The following is a 15333-nucleotide window of genomic DNA, read 5'->3' as shown; positions in this document are numbered from 1 at the left end:
GCGGAGGTCGATATGGACGTCACCGGGAAGATCGCCCGTTTTGCCGCGGAGGCGCGGTACGAGAACATTCCGGCGCGAGCGGTCGAGACGGCGAAGATTGCGGTTATGGACTGCGTGGGGGTGGCGCTCGCCGGGAGCCGCGAGCCGAGCGCCAGGATCTGCGCCGAGCTCGCGCGCTTCGATCGTGAGGAGTCCACGGTCATCGGGCAGCACTTTCGCTCCGGGGCAATCCAGGCGGCTCTTGTCAACGGCACGGCGGCGCACGCGCTCGATTTCGATCACAGCTTTGCGCTGATGGGCCAGCCGACCGCACCGCTGATTCCGGCGATCCTCGCTCTCGGAGAAGCGACGGGGGCGTCGGGCCGGCGCATCGTGGAAGCTTACGCGGCCGGGTTCGAAACCGTCGCCAAGCTGGCGCTCTCGCTCCGCGAGGGAACCGAAAGCGGATGGCACGCGCCGGGCGGCCTGGGGTCGCTGGGAGCAGCCGTGGCGTGCGCCAGGCTCCTCGATCTCGACGCCCCGCGGATCGCGACCGCCGTCGGCATCGCGGCCTCGATGGCGGGCGGGCTCGTTTGCAACTTCGGGACGATGACCAAGCCGCTGCACGCCGGACTGGGGGCGCGTAACGGGGTGATGGCCGCAAAACTGGCGCAGAGCGGATTTACCGCCAACGATCGGGCGATCGAGGCGAAGCTCGGTTTTTATCGGGTGCTCTATGCCGGCGTGAACGCCGACGGCGCGCCGATCGACGAGCTGGGACGGAAGTACGAGCTGGTCGAAAGCGGCTTGAGAATCAAGCCCTATCCCTGCGGCGGCCTGACGCATCCGGCGATCGACGCGCTGCTCGAGCTCAGGGCGCGCCACGGTCTGGCCGCCGCCGAGATCGAGGCGATCGAGGTCGGCGTGACCCGGTACACCTTCGAGCGGATCGCCTTTGGCGTTCCCGAAACCGGCCTTCAAGGAAAGTTCTCGATGCCATATGTGCTTGCGCGCGCAATCATCGACGGCGGGGTTTTCCTGGATGCGTTTACCGACGAGGCCGTGAGGGATCCCGACGTTCTGCGGCTGGCCGAGCGGATCCGGATGACGCACGATCGGGAGCTCAGGGCGACCTCGCCCGGCGGCCGCCCTTGCCGGGTTTCGGTGCGGCTGCGCGACGGACGGACGCTGGCGCAGTCGGTCGAGCACGCGCGCGGCAGCCGGGAGGCGCCGATGTCGACCGCCGAGCTCGAAAGGAAGTTCATGGACTGCGCCCGACGGGTGATCGACGAGGACGCGGCCCGCCGCGCTCTGGAGTGCATCGATCATCTGGAAACGATGGAAGATATCCGGCCGTTCTGTTCTCTTTTGCGGGGATAGGAATCCGAAAAATCCCCGGCTCCCGTTCAGAAGGACCTTTCTTTCCCCCCGCGCGCCGCCAACCACCCGCGAACGCCGGCAATTCTCCTGCGGCCGGGCCGCTTCGCGCATCCCGCCCGGACGACAACTTTGCGTATCGCCATGTAATTTTTACGGGGCTCGCAGACGAGCGATCCTCGACAACTCCCGTGTATTCGCGAGGATCATCGTCCCGGCGCGGGTGGCATGCGGGTTGCTCGGTGTGCCTCCCGGCCGACTCGACGGCAACGGCTGAAGGAGGACGACGATGAAGGTCATCAGAGCAGGCATCTTCGCGGGTTTGCTCGCGGCGGCGCTGGTCATGCCGGCGACGCCAGCGGCTGCAGACCACCGGGATTTCAAGGACAATCCCGGATGGCACAGAGGCCATGACAAGAAGCACGGGAAGCGCTACCACAAGGGCTGGCCGCACCGCGACGAGCATCGCTTTCGGCGGCACGCGCGGTACGACGCCCGCCACCGGTTCCGCAACCGGGACGAGATTCGGAGCGACATCCGGGACGTTCGCCTGGCGCGGCGCGAGGTGGCGAAAGATCGGCGAGAGCTACGGGAGGCTTACGGCGAGCTCAGAAAGGACCGGGCCGAGCTGAGACACGATATCCGCAGGGGAGCAAGCCCCGATGAGATCGCCGCCGACCGGCGCGAGATCCGGGAAGACCTCGCAAAGATCGCGGAGCGCCGAAAGGAGCTTCACGAAAGCCGGGCCAAGCTGGAAGCGGAGCGACGCGACCTCAGGGACAATTTCCGGCGCCGATAGCGCGCCGGGACGGCTTCGTTTTTCTCTCCGCTACCGACTCGCCGGAAAGCCCAGCTCCCTGTGAGCGCGCCGGAGATAGCTCATGTCGAGATATTTCTCCGGCGGCGGATAGGGCTTCTGCCTGAACAGGCGCTCTCCCATGAGATCGATCAACCGTTGAAACCCTTCCCGGTTGATCGAGCCGTCGCGGCTGATGATTCCCTGGGTCAGATACTCCTCGACCGTGGCTCGGGTATATTTGAGGGGGATTCCGGTTCGCTGCGTAACCAGCGCCGCGGCCTCTTCCTTGTTCGCGTGAGCCCACTGCATGGCGCGGATCATCGCCTTCAGATACCGCACGGTGAGATCGCTGTTGGCCTCCGCCCACCGGCTGTCCACGATGAAGCTGTGGAACTGAAGGTTGGCGATGTAGTCCTGCAGCCGCGCAATCTCGGGGAAGCCGAGCTCGCGCGCTCGCGGCAGATCGCCACCGAGGACCATCGTCGCGGCGGCGTTGCAGCCTTTGAGGCTGGCGAGCCGCTGCGTGGTGGGACCGCCCTGGAGGATCGTGTAGTCGCGATTGAGCTCCAGACCTTCCGCCCGGAGCATCTCCCTGAGGAAAATGGTGCTCCCGGAAACCAGGCTCACGACGCTGATGGTCGTCCCTTTAAGCTGCCTGATCGTTTTGTATTTCGGACAACCGACCAGGGTGTAGGCCGCGATCGGCACAGTGCCGCCGATGATCTTGAGCGCGGCGCCGCGCTCGATGGCGTTGATCGCCGCCGACGGGTCCACGATCGCGACATGGATCTGGCCCGCGACGAGCGCCTGGACCAGGGTATCCGTGGATCCGATCAGCACCACGTCGCCCTGAATTCCTTCCCGGGCGAAGAACCCTTTGTCGGTCGCCGCGTAGTTCGGGAGCTGCTCCACGGTGCGCGATACGTTGCCGATGAGGATTCGATCCGCGGCGCCGGCCCGCGGGCCGCCGCAAAAGAGCGCTGCCGCCGCCAGGAGCGGCACGACGTCGAGCCAGCCTTCGCGCTTCATCGGCGCCTCCCCTCGGATGGTTGGTAGTAGTGGGCGTAGAACCAGTCGGCGATCTCCGAACCCGTGGCTTTCCAGACGTCCCGGTGAGCGCAGATATAGGCGAGCGCCTCATCCAGGTACTTGATGCGGAACGCAAGCCCGATCACGAACGGGTGCAGGGGAATGGTCATGACCCGCGGCCTGGTCGCACCCTCGGCATAGAGGGTGTCGAACTGGTCACGGACCATCTGCAGCCATTCCGCAGGCGTGTGGCCTCCTTGGAACATGACGCGGATGTCGTTGAGTCCCTGTTGATACGGAATCCCGATCATGCGGCCCGACTTGACCCGCAAGGCGACCGGCTGATCGTCGCAGCCCCAGTCGCAAACGTAATCGAAGCCTTCAGCGGCGAGGTGGTCCAGCGTGTCCGGACTCTCATCGCCGCCTCCGGGGCCGAGCCACCCGCGAGGCGCCTTTCCGGTCGCCGCCGCGATAGTTTCGCGGACCTGGCGGATAACGGCGCGCTCTTCTTCGGCCGGATACTGGTTCATGCGTATGTTGTTGGTGACGCCGTGGCCCAGCCATTCCCAACCGCGTTTGTTGCCTTCTTCGATGATCGCGGGGTGATGCGCGCAGACGTCGGAGTTGAGAAGAACCGTCGCCCGGATCCCGTGCTTGTCGAGGACTTCCATCATGCGAAACACACCGATCCGCGACCCGTAGTCCCTCAGGGCATATCCCGTGACGTCCGGCAGCCGGGCGGTTGCCGCCCCGGGGATGACCTTGTCGATATGGAAGAACTCGATGTTCGGCGCCACCACCAAAGCGATCCTGGCCCGATTCGGCCACTGAAACGGCTCGCGGCGTATGATGGGCGAATAGTCGTAGCGGTCGGTTTGCATGTCGGTTCCCGGCGGCTGGGACGCTTTAGCGCCGACGCTATGACAAAAAGGCCCGGTGCGTCAAGGCGACGCCCGGACCGGCGAAGGCAACGGCCGGGGAAGGACCGCCAAACGGCTGGGGGTCTCGCGGGCCGGCCGGGGGAGAGAAAATCCCGCCCCGACCGTCAGAGGTCGTAGATCGGGGTTCGGATCGAGAAATTGTCGCCGAGAGCGACGGCCCGGATGACGTCCTCGCGGCTGACGATCCCCGCCAGCTTTTGTCCGCGCAGCACCGGAAGGCGCTTGAGGTGGCGGGTGGCCATGAGGGCGGCGATTTGCTCGACGGGAGTGTCCTCTGCAACGCCGATCACACGCCTGCTCATGATCGACTTCACCTGCTTTCCCTTCCTGGCCGCCAGGTCGCGGTCGGATACGACGCCTACGACTTTGCCGTTGCGGTCGACGACCGGGACTCCGCCGATGCGGTGCTCGCTCAGCGTTTTGGCGAGATTTTTGACGGGGGTCAGGGGTTTTACGGCAATCACGCGTTTGGTCATGATATCTCTGGCCAGCATAACACCTCCATGGGTGCCCGGACTTGCCGCAGGGGAGATAATCCTGTTTACCTCCTAGCACTTGAGCGGGCTCAGTCAAGAGGGTTTTGCCGCTTGCTTGAACTTTTGCCGGTCCGGTGTTATGAGCCGGTCAGCTTCCGCGGGCTCGCGCGATGAGAGTCGGACGCGGGCGAACACGCGTGCCGATCCCGGGCCGACGCTTCGAGGCGAATGCTGGTGGTTGTGTCTGAGTAGCGAGACCGATTCCGAGAAGGAGGTGCGACCATGGCATATACGATCAGCAAAGTGAGCGTTTGGGCCGGAGAAGTGGAGGATCGACCCGGCGGCCTGGCTGACAAGTTGACGGCCCTGGCAGACGCCGGGGCAAGCCTGGAGTTCATCATCGCACGCCGTGCTCCGGACAAGCCCGGCACCGGAGTCGTGTTTCTGTGCCCGATCAAGGGCGCGAAGCAGAAAGCGGCCGCGCAAAACGCCGGCCTGAGCACCTCGGACAGCCTCCATTCCGTGCGCGTGGAAGGCCCCGATCGGCCGGGCCTGGGGGCGAAAATGGCGCGCGCGATAGCCGATGCCGGGATCAATCTCCGCGGCCTTTCCGCGGCGGCTCTCGGACGCCGGGCCGTGACTTACCTGGCCTTCGACAGCGCCGCGGATGCGGACAGCGCCATCCGCGCCTTGCGTCGGGCGCTGAAATAGCCGGAGGGGTGGCGGGGCGATCTCGGGCGTCCTGCTTGGAGATCCCGGCGAGCGCCGGGCCTTCAAATTCCCATTTTTTCGGTGGGCTTTCGCCTGAGCGTCGCGTCCTTCTCGCGCGGTATGCCCATCCAGTCACCCGACATCCAGAATTCCGTAAGGCAGCCGAACAGAGCGAGGGGAATGCTCAGGCTCAGGATGAAGTACCACAGGCCGTCGCTGTAGGCGCCGAGAAAGGTCATTGCCGCGGCCAGAAGCTTCGCCGTGCCCCCGCCCAGGACGGCACCGACGAACAGCCGGGGGAAGCGCTGGATGCCCGAAGTGGCGGCGTAGAGTCCCCACAAGGCCCCGACCATGAAGGCCAGGTAGGGAGCCAGGAAAAGGGCGAAGATCGCTCCCGCTCCGGCGCCGCTGATCGAGGCGTCCTCGAGCTTTTCCTCCTCGCTCAGGGCGTCGGCCCTGATCTCTCCCTTGATGATGCGGAAAATGTAGTTGACGGCCGAGTGGATCCCGAGATCGGGTCTGAGACCGTTGAAATAAAGGCTCGCGTGGGCGTGGATCTTGTCGGTCGCGGCCGGTTCGGGAAAAAGAGGGCGGAGCTCGTCGCCGACGTGGACGCCGGTTCTGCGCTCTTTCCAGGCAATGACGAGCAGTGCGGTTTTTCCAAGCTCGTTCTCGCTAAGCGGCAGGCGGCCGAAGGTCTTTGCGGCGAAGGATTCCATCGGCTCGCCGAGCGCCGGCACGGTGACAACGACCACGGTGCGCCCGGTGCGTTTTTTTTGTTCATGGAGCTGCCGGCTCAGCTCCTCGATGCTTGCCTGGGGCATGATCCCGGCGAAATCGTTGACATCCTGCCTGAGGGGCGGGACCTCCCGTTCGCTCGACGCCGAAACCGGGGCGACGATCAGGAAAATCAACAGGGCGGCGGCCGCCGGGCGAAACTCAGCCGCAGGGATGGCGGGCGGCCTCGCGCGCCCAGGACGGTCAAAGCTCACAGGCCTGCCTCGCCCGCCGGTCCAGCTCCGCGATCCTGCGAGGGCTCAGGGGAAAGCCGAACTGCTCGTTGCGCATCCGTAGACGCTGGCTCGAGATCGCGCGAACGATATCCGCCGCCCGTTGAAAGGACCGTCGACTGTTGACGAGCCGCCGCAGCGCGCGGGCTCCGGCGTCTTTGTGCGCGGTTTCGTCCCGGAGAATTTCGCGAAAGACCCGGGCGATCTTTCCCGACACCCCCGAACGGCCGAGCCGGCTGCAGACGAGATAGAGGGCGCCCCCGCCACCCTCGGTGAGCGCGATTGCGGCGCGCTCGAGCGCCTCGTCGGTTCGGCAAACCTCGGAGTGCCGTAACGTCCCGCCGTGCAGGAGCGCGGCGGAGGTTCTGGAGTACTTGCCCCGTATTCGCGCGAGCTTCTGGTCTTCGGGGAGCCAGAGCAGATCGGTAAGCCTGGTCCTCGCGCCGGCGATCTCATCGAGCAAGTCCATGAGCAGGCGCGCGTGCCTGGTTTCGTCGGCGAGCTTCTCGGTGAGCTCCTGGAACTCTCCCCGGTCGATTCCGCGGCCCACTTCGGGATAGAGAGAAGCCACCGCCGTGAAGATCGGCCGGATGGCCGAGTATTCCTTGTAAGCCTGAGCCTTGAGCCAGCGAAGATGCTCGCGCCGGCTCCTCCGCCGGGAGAAGAAAGCGGAGACCACCTCCGCCTCGGCGTCGCGGTAGGCCCTTGCCAGAGCGAATATCTTCTCCGCGTAGCGATTCGCCATGCTCGTCCTCTCTCCGGGCGGTCAGGCCGGCGGAACCGGCACGACGTAGCCGCAAGAGCCGCAGGTGCGAAGCCTTTCGTCGCCGTAAAACGTCCGGTGGACGGTGGAAACAGGGTCGAGGCGATAGTCCCCCACTTCGACGGCAACCTCGTAGATCTTGTTGCCGCAGCGATCGCAAAACCAGATGAAGGAGTCGCGCTCGCCCGGCTTTCGTTTGCGCTCGAAGACGATAAACCAGGAGTCGCCCTCGACCCGAGGAGAGTGCGGGACTCCGGCGGGACAAAGCAGCATTTGCCCGGCCTCGATGGTCGCGGTTTCCTGCCTGCCCTCGGCCGAAAGATAAACCAGCCGCTGAATGCCGCTCAGCTGGAGGGTCACCTCGTCGCTCGGATCGACGTGAAAGTCACGGCGCTCCTTGCGGCCCCGGCTGAGGAAGGCGATCGTCTCCGAATCCTGCCAGATCACGCGGCGGCTCTGGCCTGCGGACTTGACGTTGTCGACGAGACGCTTGAGATCGACGGCGATCAACGGCTCCATAAACCCTCCGTCGCCGGAGTATATCGCCGATGCGCGCGCCGGGGCAAGAAACGCGAGCGCGTTGCCCGCTTCGCCCGGGGACCGGCCCAGAATTCTATCGCGGTCGACAGGATGGCGCCAGTTCACGACGCTTTTTCCAAGGTCGAGAGGCGTTCTCCTCGGGAGGAGAACGATCGCAGGCGTGGAATCGGCCTCCCGGAGATAAGAGGCGATTTCGATCTCGTGTTCGCGCGCGCCGTCGCGGGCCTTGTAACGCGTGCGCGGCCGCTCGAAGGGGCGGCCCAGGCCCGTGCCGAAGCGGGCGGTCTCCCTTTCTGGGGGCAGGCAATATTTCATCACCTGACAGGCGGTGACGAAGAGTCCATCCGGCGAAATGAGGAATCCTGATCCCGGATTGGAGCGCTCCCGGGCGCCGCCGTACCGAGCCGGTCAACCCGGGAGGAATCATTGCATCGTTCAGGATGCAACCGTGCAACGGTACGCTGAATTGACACCGCAAGGGGTTCGGGGTTAGGCTTCGGCTTCGGCACTACGAAGAGACCGCGGAGGTGATTATGCCGGAGCGCGTTTGGGATCGTTTTCTTACGGAGCAGGACAAGGCCTCGCTTCAGTCCCGGGAGCCGAAAAGAATCGGGTTCGGAAACCGGCCGGCGTTGCTCTTGATCGACCTTTACCGCTGGGTATTCGGCGACAAGCCCGAACCGTTGCTCGAGGCGATCAAGACCTGGCCCGGGAGCTGCGGGCTCGCGGGATGGAACGCTTTGCCGCACATCCAGAGAGTGCTGGCCAAGGCGCGCGAGGTCGGCATTCCGATCATTCATATCACCGGGCTGGACGGCGTGGGCATCGAAGGATGGTCGTTTCGCAGGGAAGCGAAGCGCTCGAACATGACTCCGGAGCAGCTGGACCGCATCCGGCGCAAGTTCGACATCGTCGACGAGGTCAAGCCGTTGCCGGGAGAGACGGTGCTCAGAAAAGTGTCGCCGAGCGCTTTCTGGGGGACTCCGCTGGTCGGCCACCTGAGGTTCCTGGATGTCGACACCATCATCACGGTGGGCGAGAGCACGAGCGGCTGCGTGCGCGCGAGCGTCGTCGACGGCACCACCCATCGTTTTCGCATGATCGTGGTCGAGGAGGGGGTCTTCGACCGTCACGAAGCCTGCCACGCGATCAACCTGTTCGACATGAACCAGAAATACGCTGACGTGGTCTCCGAGCAGGAAGTGCTGGACTATCTGGACGGGTGGCGGGCCGAACGAAACCGCCGCGGCGCCGACGGCGAGAATCCGCTGGACCTGCTCCGCGAGCTCACGACCGGCGAGCAGCTCAAGATCTGAGCCGCACGCGCGGTTCCGGGAGGCGCCTTACGGAACCGGCTCGCCGTGCCCCGCCGCCCGCAAACCGCGCCAGGAGGCGAACAGAACAAACGCCGTGATCAGCGCCATCCACTGGAATCCGCGCTCGTAGCCGGCGCGCTCGATCAGCCATCCGCAGAGCAGCGGCCCGAGCATCTGACCCGCCGAGGTCGCGGCGCGCGAAAGGCCGAGGCCCAGCCCTTTGGCGCCGGCGGGCGCGACCTGCAGCGCCAGCGTGGTGGAGCCGACGTTGGTGAAGCCGAACCCGAGCGTGAGGAGCGCGAGAGGCGAAAGCAGCGCCAGATAGCTCTCGCCGTAGGCTTGCAGGGCGAGCGCGGGAATTCCGAGAGAGATCCCCATGAGGATCACCCTCGCGGCCTGTATCCGATCGGAGAGCCAGCCGCCCGTGTAACGGCCGAGGGTGTCGGTCAGTCGCGAGATCGATACCATCGCGCCGATGGCCTCGAGGCCGATCCCGCGATGGTTCAGCGCGAGAAACGGGAACGCCACCCGAGTAACGCCGACGAGAAACAGGAAGCACTGGAAGATCGCCAGGCAGGAGGCGATGAAGGGAGGGCTTTTGAGGAGGCCGAGCCCTTCCTGCCACAGCGGGGCCGCGGAAGGGCGCGAAGCCTTTCGATACCGATGGGCCCCGGCCGCGAGCACGAGCGCCAGCCCCAGCATCTGCGGCGTTCCGTAGAGGAGAAAAAGCGCGTCGGGCCCGAGCCGATTCCCGACGAAGCCGCCCAGAAGAGGGCCCATCGTAAAACCGATCCCGAGAGCGGCCGCCAGCTGCCCCTGGACGCGACCCTGCCGCTCCGCGGGAGCCAGATCGAAGCCGATCTTTCTCAGCGACAGCGCGAACATCGCCTCGGTCAAGCCGAAAACGGTCCATGCCCCGAGAAAGACCGGCATGAGGTCGAGGAAAAAATAGCCGAGGGCGCTCGTGAGAAGCGCGAGCGCCATGGACGCCACGAGCAACGCGCCGGAGCTGAAGTAGCTCGCCATGAAGCCGGACAGAAGGTCGGAGCAAACCCGGCCGACGCCGTTTGCGACCAGCGGGATTCCGACGAGCGCGAGCGGATAGCCGTGCTCTTTCATGAAAAAAGGCGCCAGCATGGCGGCGCCGGAGGAACCCGAGGTCTGGCAGATCGCCGCGAGGGCGTAAAGGACGATGGCGGAAAAATTCATGGCGCCGCATTATACCAGCGGCCGGCAAATCGTGATATGGATCTGGGCGGTCGAGGCTCGGAGATTCCTCGGGGTGGAGCCGGCAACGCGTTGCGTCCGGAGGTTTCGAACCGAACGGAGGTGCTATGAGCGTCGTTCTCGGGAGCGGGGAATTTCGCTACGAGGTCGTCGAAGGCTGGGGGAAGCTCCCCGACGGGTGGAGTTTCCGGGAGGTCGCCGCGGTGGGCGTCGACGGAAAAGACCGGGTATATGTCTTTACCAGAGGGGCTCACCCGGTGATCGTGTTCGACCGGGAAGGAAATTTTCTCACGTCGTGGGGAGAAGGAGTCTTCAAGCGCGCGCACGGGCTGACCATGGGACCGGACGACACGGTCTTTCTCACGGACGACGGCGATCACACGGTCCGGAAGTGGACGCTCGACGGAAAGATCCTTCTAACCCTGGGCGTTCCCGGCAGGCCGGCCCCATACCAGAGCGGCGAGCCGTTCAACCGCTGCACGCACGTGGCCTTCTCGCCGCAAGGCGACATCTACGTCTCCGACGGCTACGGCAACTCGCGGGTGCACAAGTACTCCCCCGACGGGAAGTGGCTGCTGTCGTGGGGCGAGCCGGGATGCGACCCGGGGCAGTTCAACATCGTGCACAACATTTGCACCGACCGCGACGGCTGGGTTTACGTCGCCGATCGGGAAAATCACCGTATTCAGGTTTTCGACGGCAACGGGCGCTACGAGACACAATGGAATAACATGCACCGGCCGTGCGCTCTGTACATGGACACGACGAAGCCCGACCCGATCTGCTACGTCGGCGAGCTGGGCCCGGGGATGGGCGTCAACAAGGACTGCCCGAATCTGGGCAACCGGATCGACATCTACGACAAGCGCGGCCGGCGGCTTGCGCGCCTGGGAGACATCCGCGGTGGAGAGGCGCCGGGACAGTTCATCGCGCCCCACGGCCTCGCGCTGGATTCGCGCGGCGATCTCTACGTCGGGGAAGTCTCGTGGACGATCGTGGGGCAACGCCTCGATCCTCCGCGGGAATTGCGCTCCCTGCAGAAGCTGCGCAAGCTGGAGCGCTAGCGGCTGGCCGCGTTGAAGCATTTTGGGTTCCCGGTTTTCAGTTTCCGGTTCTTGTATCGAGCCGCGAAGCGACCGGTCCCGGTCCCGACCGGCCATGATACCTTGTCTAGATGCCTGCGAACCGCTGATCTGCGGGTATCGTTTCCCCAGACCGAAGGGAGGCGATCATGGCGGAACCTCGAGTTCCCGTGCACGGTGATGCCGGCCATTGGATTCACGTTTCCGAAAGCCCCCGCCATGTGCGGGTGGTCTTCGGCGGCGAAACCATTGCCGACAGCAAGCGGGTGAAGCTTTTGCGGGAGGCCGGCGAGCTCCCGGTCTACTACTTCCCGCTGACCGACACCCGCGTCGATCTGATGAAGCCGAGCGAGCGCCGCAGCGTCTGTCCCTACAAGGGAGAGGCCGTCTACTGGTCGCTCGAAGCGGGAAGCAAGATCGCCAAGGACGCTGCGTGGAGCTACCCGAACCCCAAGCGCGAAGCCGAGGAATTGAAAGATCACGTGGCGTTTGCGTGGACTCCGATGGATGCGTGGTACGAGGAGGACGAGGAGGTTTACGTTCATCCCCGCGACCCGTTCAAGCGGGTGGACGTGCTGCACAGCCGCCGCCATGTCCGGGTGGTGGTCGACGGCGTGACGGTCGCGGACACGCGGCGCCCGCGGCTGCTCTTCGAAACAAACCATCCGGTCCGTTACTATATCGAGCCCGAGGATATCCGCATGGAGCTGCTGGTCCCGAGCCCGACCCGCTCTCGCTGTCCCTACAAGGGGCTGGCAACCTACTGGTCGGTGCGGATCGGCGACCGGCTGCTGGAAGACCTTGCCTGGGGATACATGGAGACGGTGCCTGAGTGCCCCAAGATCAAGGGCCTGCTCTGCTTCTTCCAGGAACGTGGAGCCGAGCACTTGGTCGACGGCGAATGGATCGCCCCTCCGAGGACCAAGTGGGCGCGGGATCCGGGAAGGGGCCGGCAATGAAGGCCCTTCACTGGGACGGTCGCGCGCTTTCGCTCGTTTCTTCTGCAATGCCTCGAAAGGAACCCGGGGCCGCTCTGGTGCGGGTCCGGCTCGCCGGGATCTGCGACACGGACCTTCAGATCTTCAAGGGCTATATGGGCTTCCGCGGCATTCCGGGCCACGAGGTCGTCGGGGTGGTCGCGGAAGGCCCTGCCCCGCTCATGGACCGGCGGGTCGTTGCGGAGATCAACTTCGCCTGCGGGAGTTGCACCGAGTGCCGCCGCGGGCTCGGCAACCACTGCGCGAGCCGAAAGGTGATGGGCATCGCGGGCGCCGACGGGGCTTTCGCCGAATACGTGGCCGTGCCGCCCGAGAACCTCCACCTCGTGCCGGACGGCGTGCCGGACGAAGCGGCGGTCTGCACCGAGCCGCTCGCGGCCGCCTTCGAGATCCTGGAACAGGTTCAGGTCAACCCGGCGGATCGGGTTCTGATTCTGGGCGACGGGAAGCTCGGCTTCTTGTGCGCGCAGGTTCTCAAGCTCACCGGCGCGGCGGTGACCGTCGTGGGAAAGCACGCGGGCAAGCTCGAGCGGATCAGGCAGCGCTCGATCCGCACCGAGTTCCTGGACGGCTGGAAGCCCTCGGCCCATGATGTCGTCGTGGAAGCCACGGGCAGCGCGGACGGGCTCCGGCGGGCGATCGAGGCGGTCCGACCCCGCGGGACGCTCGTACTGAAGAGCACCGTCGCCGAGGCGCATTCCGTCTCCCTCGCTCCGCTGGTCGTCAACGAGGTGACGGTCATCGGGTCCCGCTGCGGTCCCTTTGCGCCGGCGCTCGAAGCCCTGGCGGAACGGAAAGTCGCCGTGGAACCGCTCATCGAGCGGATCTATCCGCTGGATGCCGGCCTGGAGGCGGTCGCTCACGCCGCGCGGCCCGGGGCGAGAAAGATTCTGTTGCGCCCCTAGGCCCGCCTCACCTCTGCTCCTCGAGAATCTGATAACCCTCCTGGCGGGCCGCCGAGATGCAGGCTTCGTAACCGCGGTCGGCGACGATGGTGGAAAGCAACCCCCAGCCGCGCGACTCGCAGGTGATCTTCTCCCCGCGCTTGTTCATCATGACGGTCCGGACGCCGCCGCAGCCGGCGAGCAGAAAACCGAGAAGCAGAATCATCGCCTTCATAGCGGCAACCTACTACAGAGCGCGTGGCCGCTCCAGCGAAAGGACGGGCCGCGAGGAGCCGCTCGGCTAGATCCTTCCTGAAGCCCCGGACGCTTCCTGGGCGTGAATGCGGCGGCGAAACTCGAGCGGCGAGGAGATGTTGTGAAAGACCTGCTTGATGTCCCCGGTCCCGGTCAGCGTGACCGAGCCGAAATCGAGGATCCGCCCCAGCACGGTCTGGTCGACGGCGATCGCCTCCACCTGGCGCAGGAGCAGCTCGATCGTCTGCCGGCGAAGAAAGCCCACCTTGATGATCACCCGCTTGGTCGTGACGCCGAACTCCGAGCTCGCGTACTCGATCAGCGCCTTTACTCCCATGGCGAGCCCGACAGCGAGCACGACGGCGCCGAGAACGGGCTGCAGAGCGAAAGCGGCCAGCCCGAGCAGCACCACGCAAACCGGCTTCACGAAAATCTTCCAGTGCAACTTGGCTCGATATACCAGTTGCTCGTCGGGCAACAGGCTGGCTTCGATGTATCCCAAAGGAGCCCCCGCGACCTCAGCGGCGCTCAGTATGCGACATCTCGATGGCCGGGGTCAAATCGGCCGAGCCAGGGACGACGGATTTTCTCTCAGCGGCGGGACAGCCGCGGCATGAGATTTTCGAAGAACTCGCCGATCGCGCCGCGGTGGATGAAATCGGCGAGACCGTCGAGAGGCGTCTCGTCGCGGTTGACGATGGCGAGCAGGGCGCCGTTTCGCTTGGCGATGACCGGGAAGGACGCGGCCGGCTGGACCTGGAGGGAGGAGCCGACCACGACGAAAACATCCGCCGCCTCGCTCCACGCCCGGGCCCGGCGCATGGCCTCGGTCGGCATCGGTTGTCCGAAGGAGACGGTGGCCGACTTGAGGAATCCCCCGCACCGGTCGCACACCGGCGGCTTGAACTCTCCGACGATGCCCGGGTAGATCGCGTCGGGGTCGAAGCTCTTGCGGCAGCTCAGGCACTCGATCCGCCGGTCCGTGCCGTGGAGCTCCACGAGCCTGGATTCCGAAATCCCGCTAAGACTGTGCAGGCCGTCGACGTTTTGCGTGATCAGGCCGAGGAGCTGCCCGCGCCGCTCGAACTCGCGCACGGCGCGGTGCGCCACGTTCGGCGCCACGGTCCTGTACAGCTCGTAACTTTCCTTTTTCAGCTTCCAGTGGCGGATGCGCGCTGCCTCGCTCGTGAGGAACTCGTCGAAATAGACCGGCTGGTAGCGGGTCCAGACTCCTCCGGGGCTGCGGAAATCGGGAACACCCGACTCCGTGCTGATTCCCGCGCCGGTGAAGAAGACCACGGCGCGGGCCGCCTCCAGCTTCGCGGCGAACTCCTCGAGGCGCATCCCTGCGCGAGAGACTATTTCTTATTAGGCGGCGGACCGTCCTGGATGTCGAGGATCTTTACATTGAAGACCAGGGTTTTTCCGGCCATCGGATGGTTCATATCGATGACGACGGTCTTTTCGCGGATCTCATGGACTCGGACGGGCATCGCCTGGCCCTGCGGGCCCCGGGCGGTGAGCTCCGCGCCCACCTTCAACGCTTCGGGCGGAATTCTCTCCTTGGGGACTTCGCGGAACGCTTCCTTGTGAACCGGGCCGTAGGCATCCTCGGGTTTGACGGTAATCTTCTTTTCGGCCCCGACCTTCATCCCCGCCAGCTCCCTTTCGAGGCCTGGAATCATCTCCTGACGCCCCTGGGTGTACCGAAACGGCTCCTTGCCCTTGTTGGTCTCGATCAGCTTGCCGTCCGTTCCGGTGAGCGTGTATTCCAGGCTCACGACCGAGCCGTCCTTCACCACTCTTTCGTTCCTGGCCGCCTGGGCCGCTGCAGCCGGCGCGGCGGCGAGGGCGAAGAAAAAGCCCAGGCCGACGAGCGGGCCGAAAAATTTTACAGACATGGGAGCTCCTTTTCTGGATATCCGCGGGCGGGCACGACATCCAGC

18 protein-coding genes are annotated in these 15333 nt (G+C 65.3%); 7 read left to right on the top strand and 11 right to left on the bottom strand.

What is annotated here, in order from left to right:
• Positions 1 to 12: 12 nt before the first annotated feature.
• On the top strand, positions 13 to 1359 hold the full coding sequence (locus VNN77_04505) for an MmgE/PrpD family protein (protein HXG50655.1): 1347 nt from the start codon (positions 13 to 15) through the stop codon (positions 1357 to 1359).
• Between the two features lie 286 nt (positions 1360 to 1645).
• Entirely contained in the window at positions 1646 to 2155 is a 510-nt protein-coding gene (locus VNN77_04500) for a hypothetical protein (protein HXG50654.1), read from the top strand.
• A 30-nt stretch (positions 2156 to 2185) separates the two neighbouring features.
• Here the strand turns inward: VNN77_04500 and VNN77_04495 are convergent, their stop codons facing one another.
• The 3 genes from VNN77_04495 to VNN77_04485 form a co-directional block, all read right to left on the bottom strand.
• A complete protein-coding gene (locus VNN77_04495; protein HXG50653.1) occupies positions 2186 to 3184 on the bottom strand; it encodes an ABC transporter substrate-binding protein in 999 nt (332 codons plus the stop codon).
• On the bottom strand, positions 3181 to 4065 hold the full coding sequence (locus VNN77_04490; GenBank protein HXG50652.1) for a polysaccharide deacetylase family protein: 885 nt from the start codon (positions 4063 to 4065) through the stop codon (positions 3181 to 3183). The genes VNN77_04495 and VNN77_04490 overlap by 4 nt, the downstream gene beginning before the upstream one ends.
• Positions 4066 to 4229: 164 nt before the next feature.
• A complete protein-coding gene (locus VNN77_04485; GenBank protein ID HXG50651.1) occupies positions 4230 to 4619 on the bottom strand; it encodes a CBS domain-containing protein in 390 nt (129 codons plus the stop codon).
• A 264-nt stretch (positions 4620 to 4883) separates the two neighbouring features.
• Here VNN77_04485 and VNN77_04480 point away from each other — a divergent pair, with 264 nt between their 5' ends.
• Entirely contained in the window at positions 4884 to 5312 is a 429-nt protein-coding gene (locus tag VNN77_04480; GenBank protein HXG50650.1) for an ACT domain-containing protein, read from the top strand.
• 62 nt (positions 5313 to 5374) lie between these two features.
• Here VNN77_04480 and VNN77_04475 read toward each other — a convergent pair whose 3' ends face one another.
• From VNN77_04475 to VNN77_04465, 3 genes are read right to left on the bottom strand one after another with little or no spacing between them, the layout of a single operon-like run.
• The gene (locus VNN77_04475; GenBank protein HXG50649.1) at positions 5375 to 6304 is read right to left on the bottom strand and encodes a TPM domain-containing protein; all 930 of its coding nucleotides are present in this window, start codon (positions 6302 to 6304) and stop codon (positions 5375 to 5377) included.
• On the bottom strand, positions 6294 to 7067 hold the full coding sequence (locus VNN77_04470) for a hypothetical protein (protein HXG50648.1): 774 nt from the start codon (positions 7065 to 7067) through the stop codon (positions 6294 to 6296). Before VNN77_04470 ends, VNN77_04475 begins: the two co-directional genes overlap by 11 nt.
• A gap of 21 nt (positions 7068 to 7088) precedes the next feature.
• On the bottom strand, positions 7089 to 7604 hold the full coding sequence (locus VNN77_04465) for a 3-hydroxybutyryl-CoA dehydratase (protein HXG50647.1): 516 nt from the start codon (positions 7602 to 7604) through the stop codon (positions 7089 to 7091).
• Between the two features lie 554 nt (positions 7605 to 8158).
• Here VNN77_04465 and VNN77_04460 point away from each other — a divergent pair.
• Positions 8159 to 8941: an isochorismatase family protein gene (locus VNN77_04460; GenBank protein HXG50646.1), complete on the top strand. Its 783-nt coding sequence runs from the start codon at positions 8159 to 8161 to the stop codon at positions 8939 to 8941.
• Between the two features lie 27 nt (positions 8942 to 8968).
• On the opposite strand, the gene VNN77_04455 is transcribed toward VNN77_04460, so the two are convergent.
• Positions 8969 to 10150: an MFS transporter gene (locus VNN77_04455; protein ID HXG50645.1), complete on the bottom strand. Its 1182-nt coding sequence runs from the start codon at positions 10148 to 10150 to the stop codon at positions 8969 to 8971.
• 125 nt (positions 10151 to 10275) lie between these two features.
• Between VNN77_04455 and VNN77_04450 the strand changes: the two genes are divergently transcribed.
• The 3 genes from VNN77_04450 to VNN77_04440 all read left to right on the top strand — a co-directional run bounded on the left by VNN77_04450 (position 10276) and on the right by VNN77_04440 (position 13153).
• A complete protein-coding gene (locus VNN77_04450; GenBank protein HXG50644.1) occupies positions 10276 to 11232 on the top strand; it encodes a peptidyl-alpha-hydroxyglycine alpha-amidating lyase family protein in 957 nt (318 codons plus the stop codon).
• 167 nt (positions 11233 to 11399) lie between these two features.
• Positions 11400 to 12209, top strand: coding sequence for a DUF427 domain-containing protein (locus VNN77_04445; GenBank protein ID HXG50643.1), 810 nt, complete (start codon positions 11400 to 11402; stop codon positions 12207 to 12209).
• Positions 12206 to 13153 carry an alcohol dehydrogenase catalytic domain-containing protein gene (locus VNN77_04440; GenBank protein HXG50642.1) on the top strand — a complete coding sequence of 316 codons (948 nt, stop codon included), beginning with the start codon at positions 12206 to 12208 and terminating at the stop codon, positions 13151 to 13153. Before VNN77_04445 ends, VNN77_04440 begins: the two co-directional genes overlap by 4 nt.
• A gap of 7 nt (positions 13154 to 13160) precedes the next feature.
• Here the strand turns inward: VNN77_04440 and VNN77_04435 are convergent, their stop codons facing one another.
• The 4 genes from VNN77_04435 to VNN77_04420 all read right to left on the bottom strand — a co-directional run bounded on the left by VNN77_04435 (position 13161) and on the right by VNN77_04420 (position 15288).
• Complete coding sequence (locus VNN77_04435) at positions 13161 to 13367, bottom strand: hypothetical protein (GenBank protein ID HXG50641.1); 207 nt, start codon at positions 13365 to 13367, stop codon at positions 13161 to 13163.
• A gap of 66 nt (positions 13368 to 13433) precedes the next feature.
• Complete coding sequence (locus VNN77_04430; GenBank protein HXG50640.1) at positions 13434 to 13889, bottom strand: PH domain-containing protein; 456 nt, start codon at positions 13887 to 13889, stop codon at positions 13434 to 13436.
• Between the two features lie 89 nt (positions 13890 to 13978).
• On the bottom strand, positions 13979 to 14731 hold the full coding sequence (locus VNN77_04425) for a Sir2 family NAD-dependent protein deacetylase (GenBank protein ID HXG50639.1): 753 nt from the start codon (positions 14729 to 14731) through the stop codon (positions 13979 to 13981).
• A 14-nt stretch (positions 14732 to 14745) separates the two neighbouring features.
• On the bottom strand, positions 14746 to 15288 hold the full coding sequence (locus VNN77_04420) for a peptidylprolyl isomerase (protein HXG50638.1): 543 nt from the start codon (positions 15286 to 15288) through the stop codon (positions 14746 to 14748).
• Positions 15289 to 15333: the final 45 nt, after the last annotated feature.

Source organism: Candidatus Zixiibacteriota bacterium, assembly GCA_035574315.1.
GTDB lineage: Bacteria > Desulfobacterota > Binatia > UBA9968 > UBA9968 > DATLYW01.
Note: the sequence above shows the minus strand (reverse complement) of the source record. Positions and strands in the feature narration are given on the sequence as shown.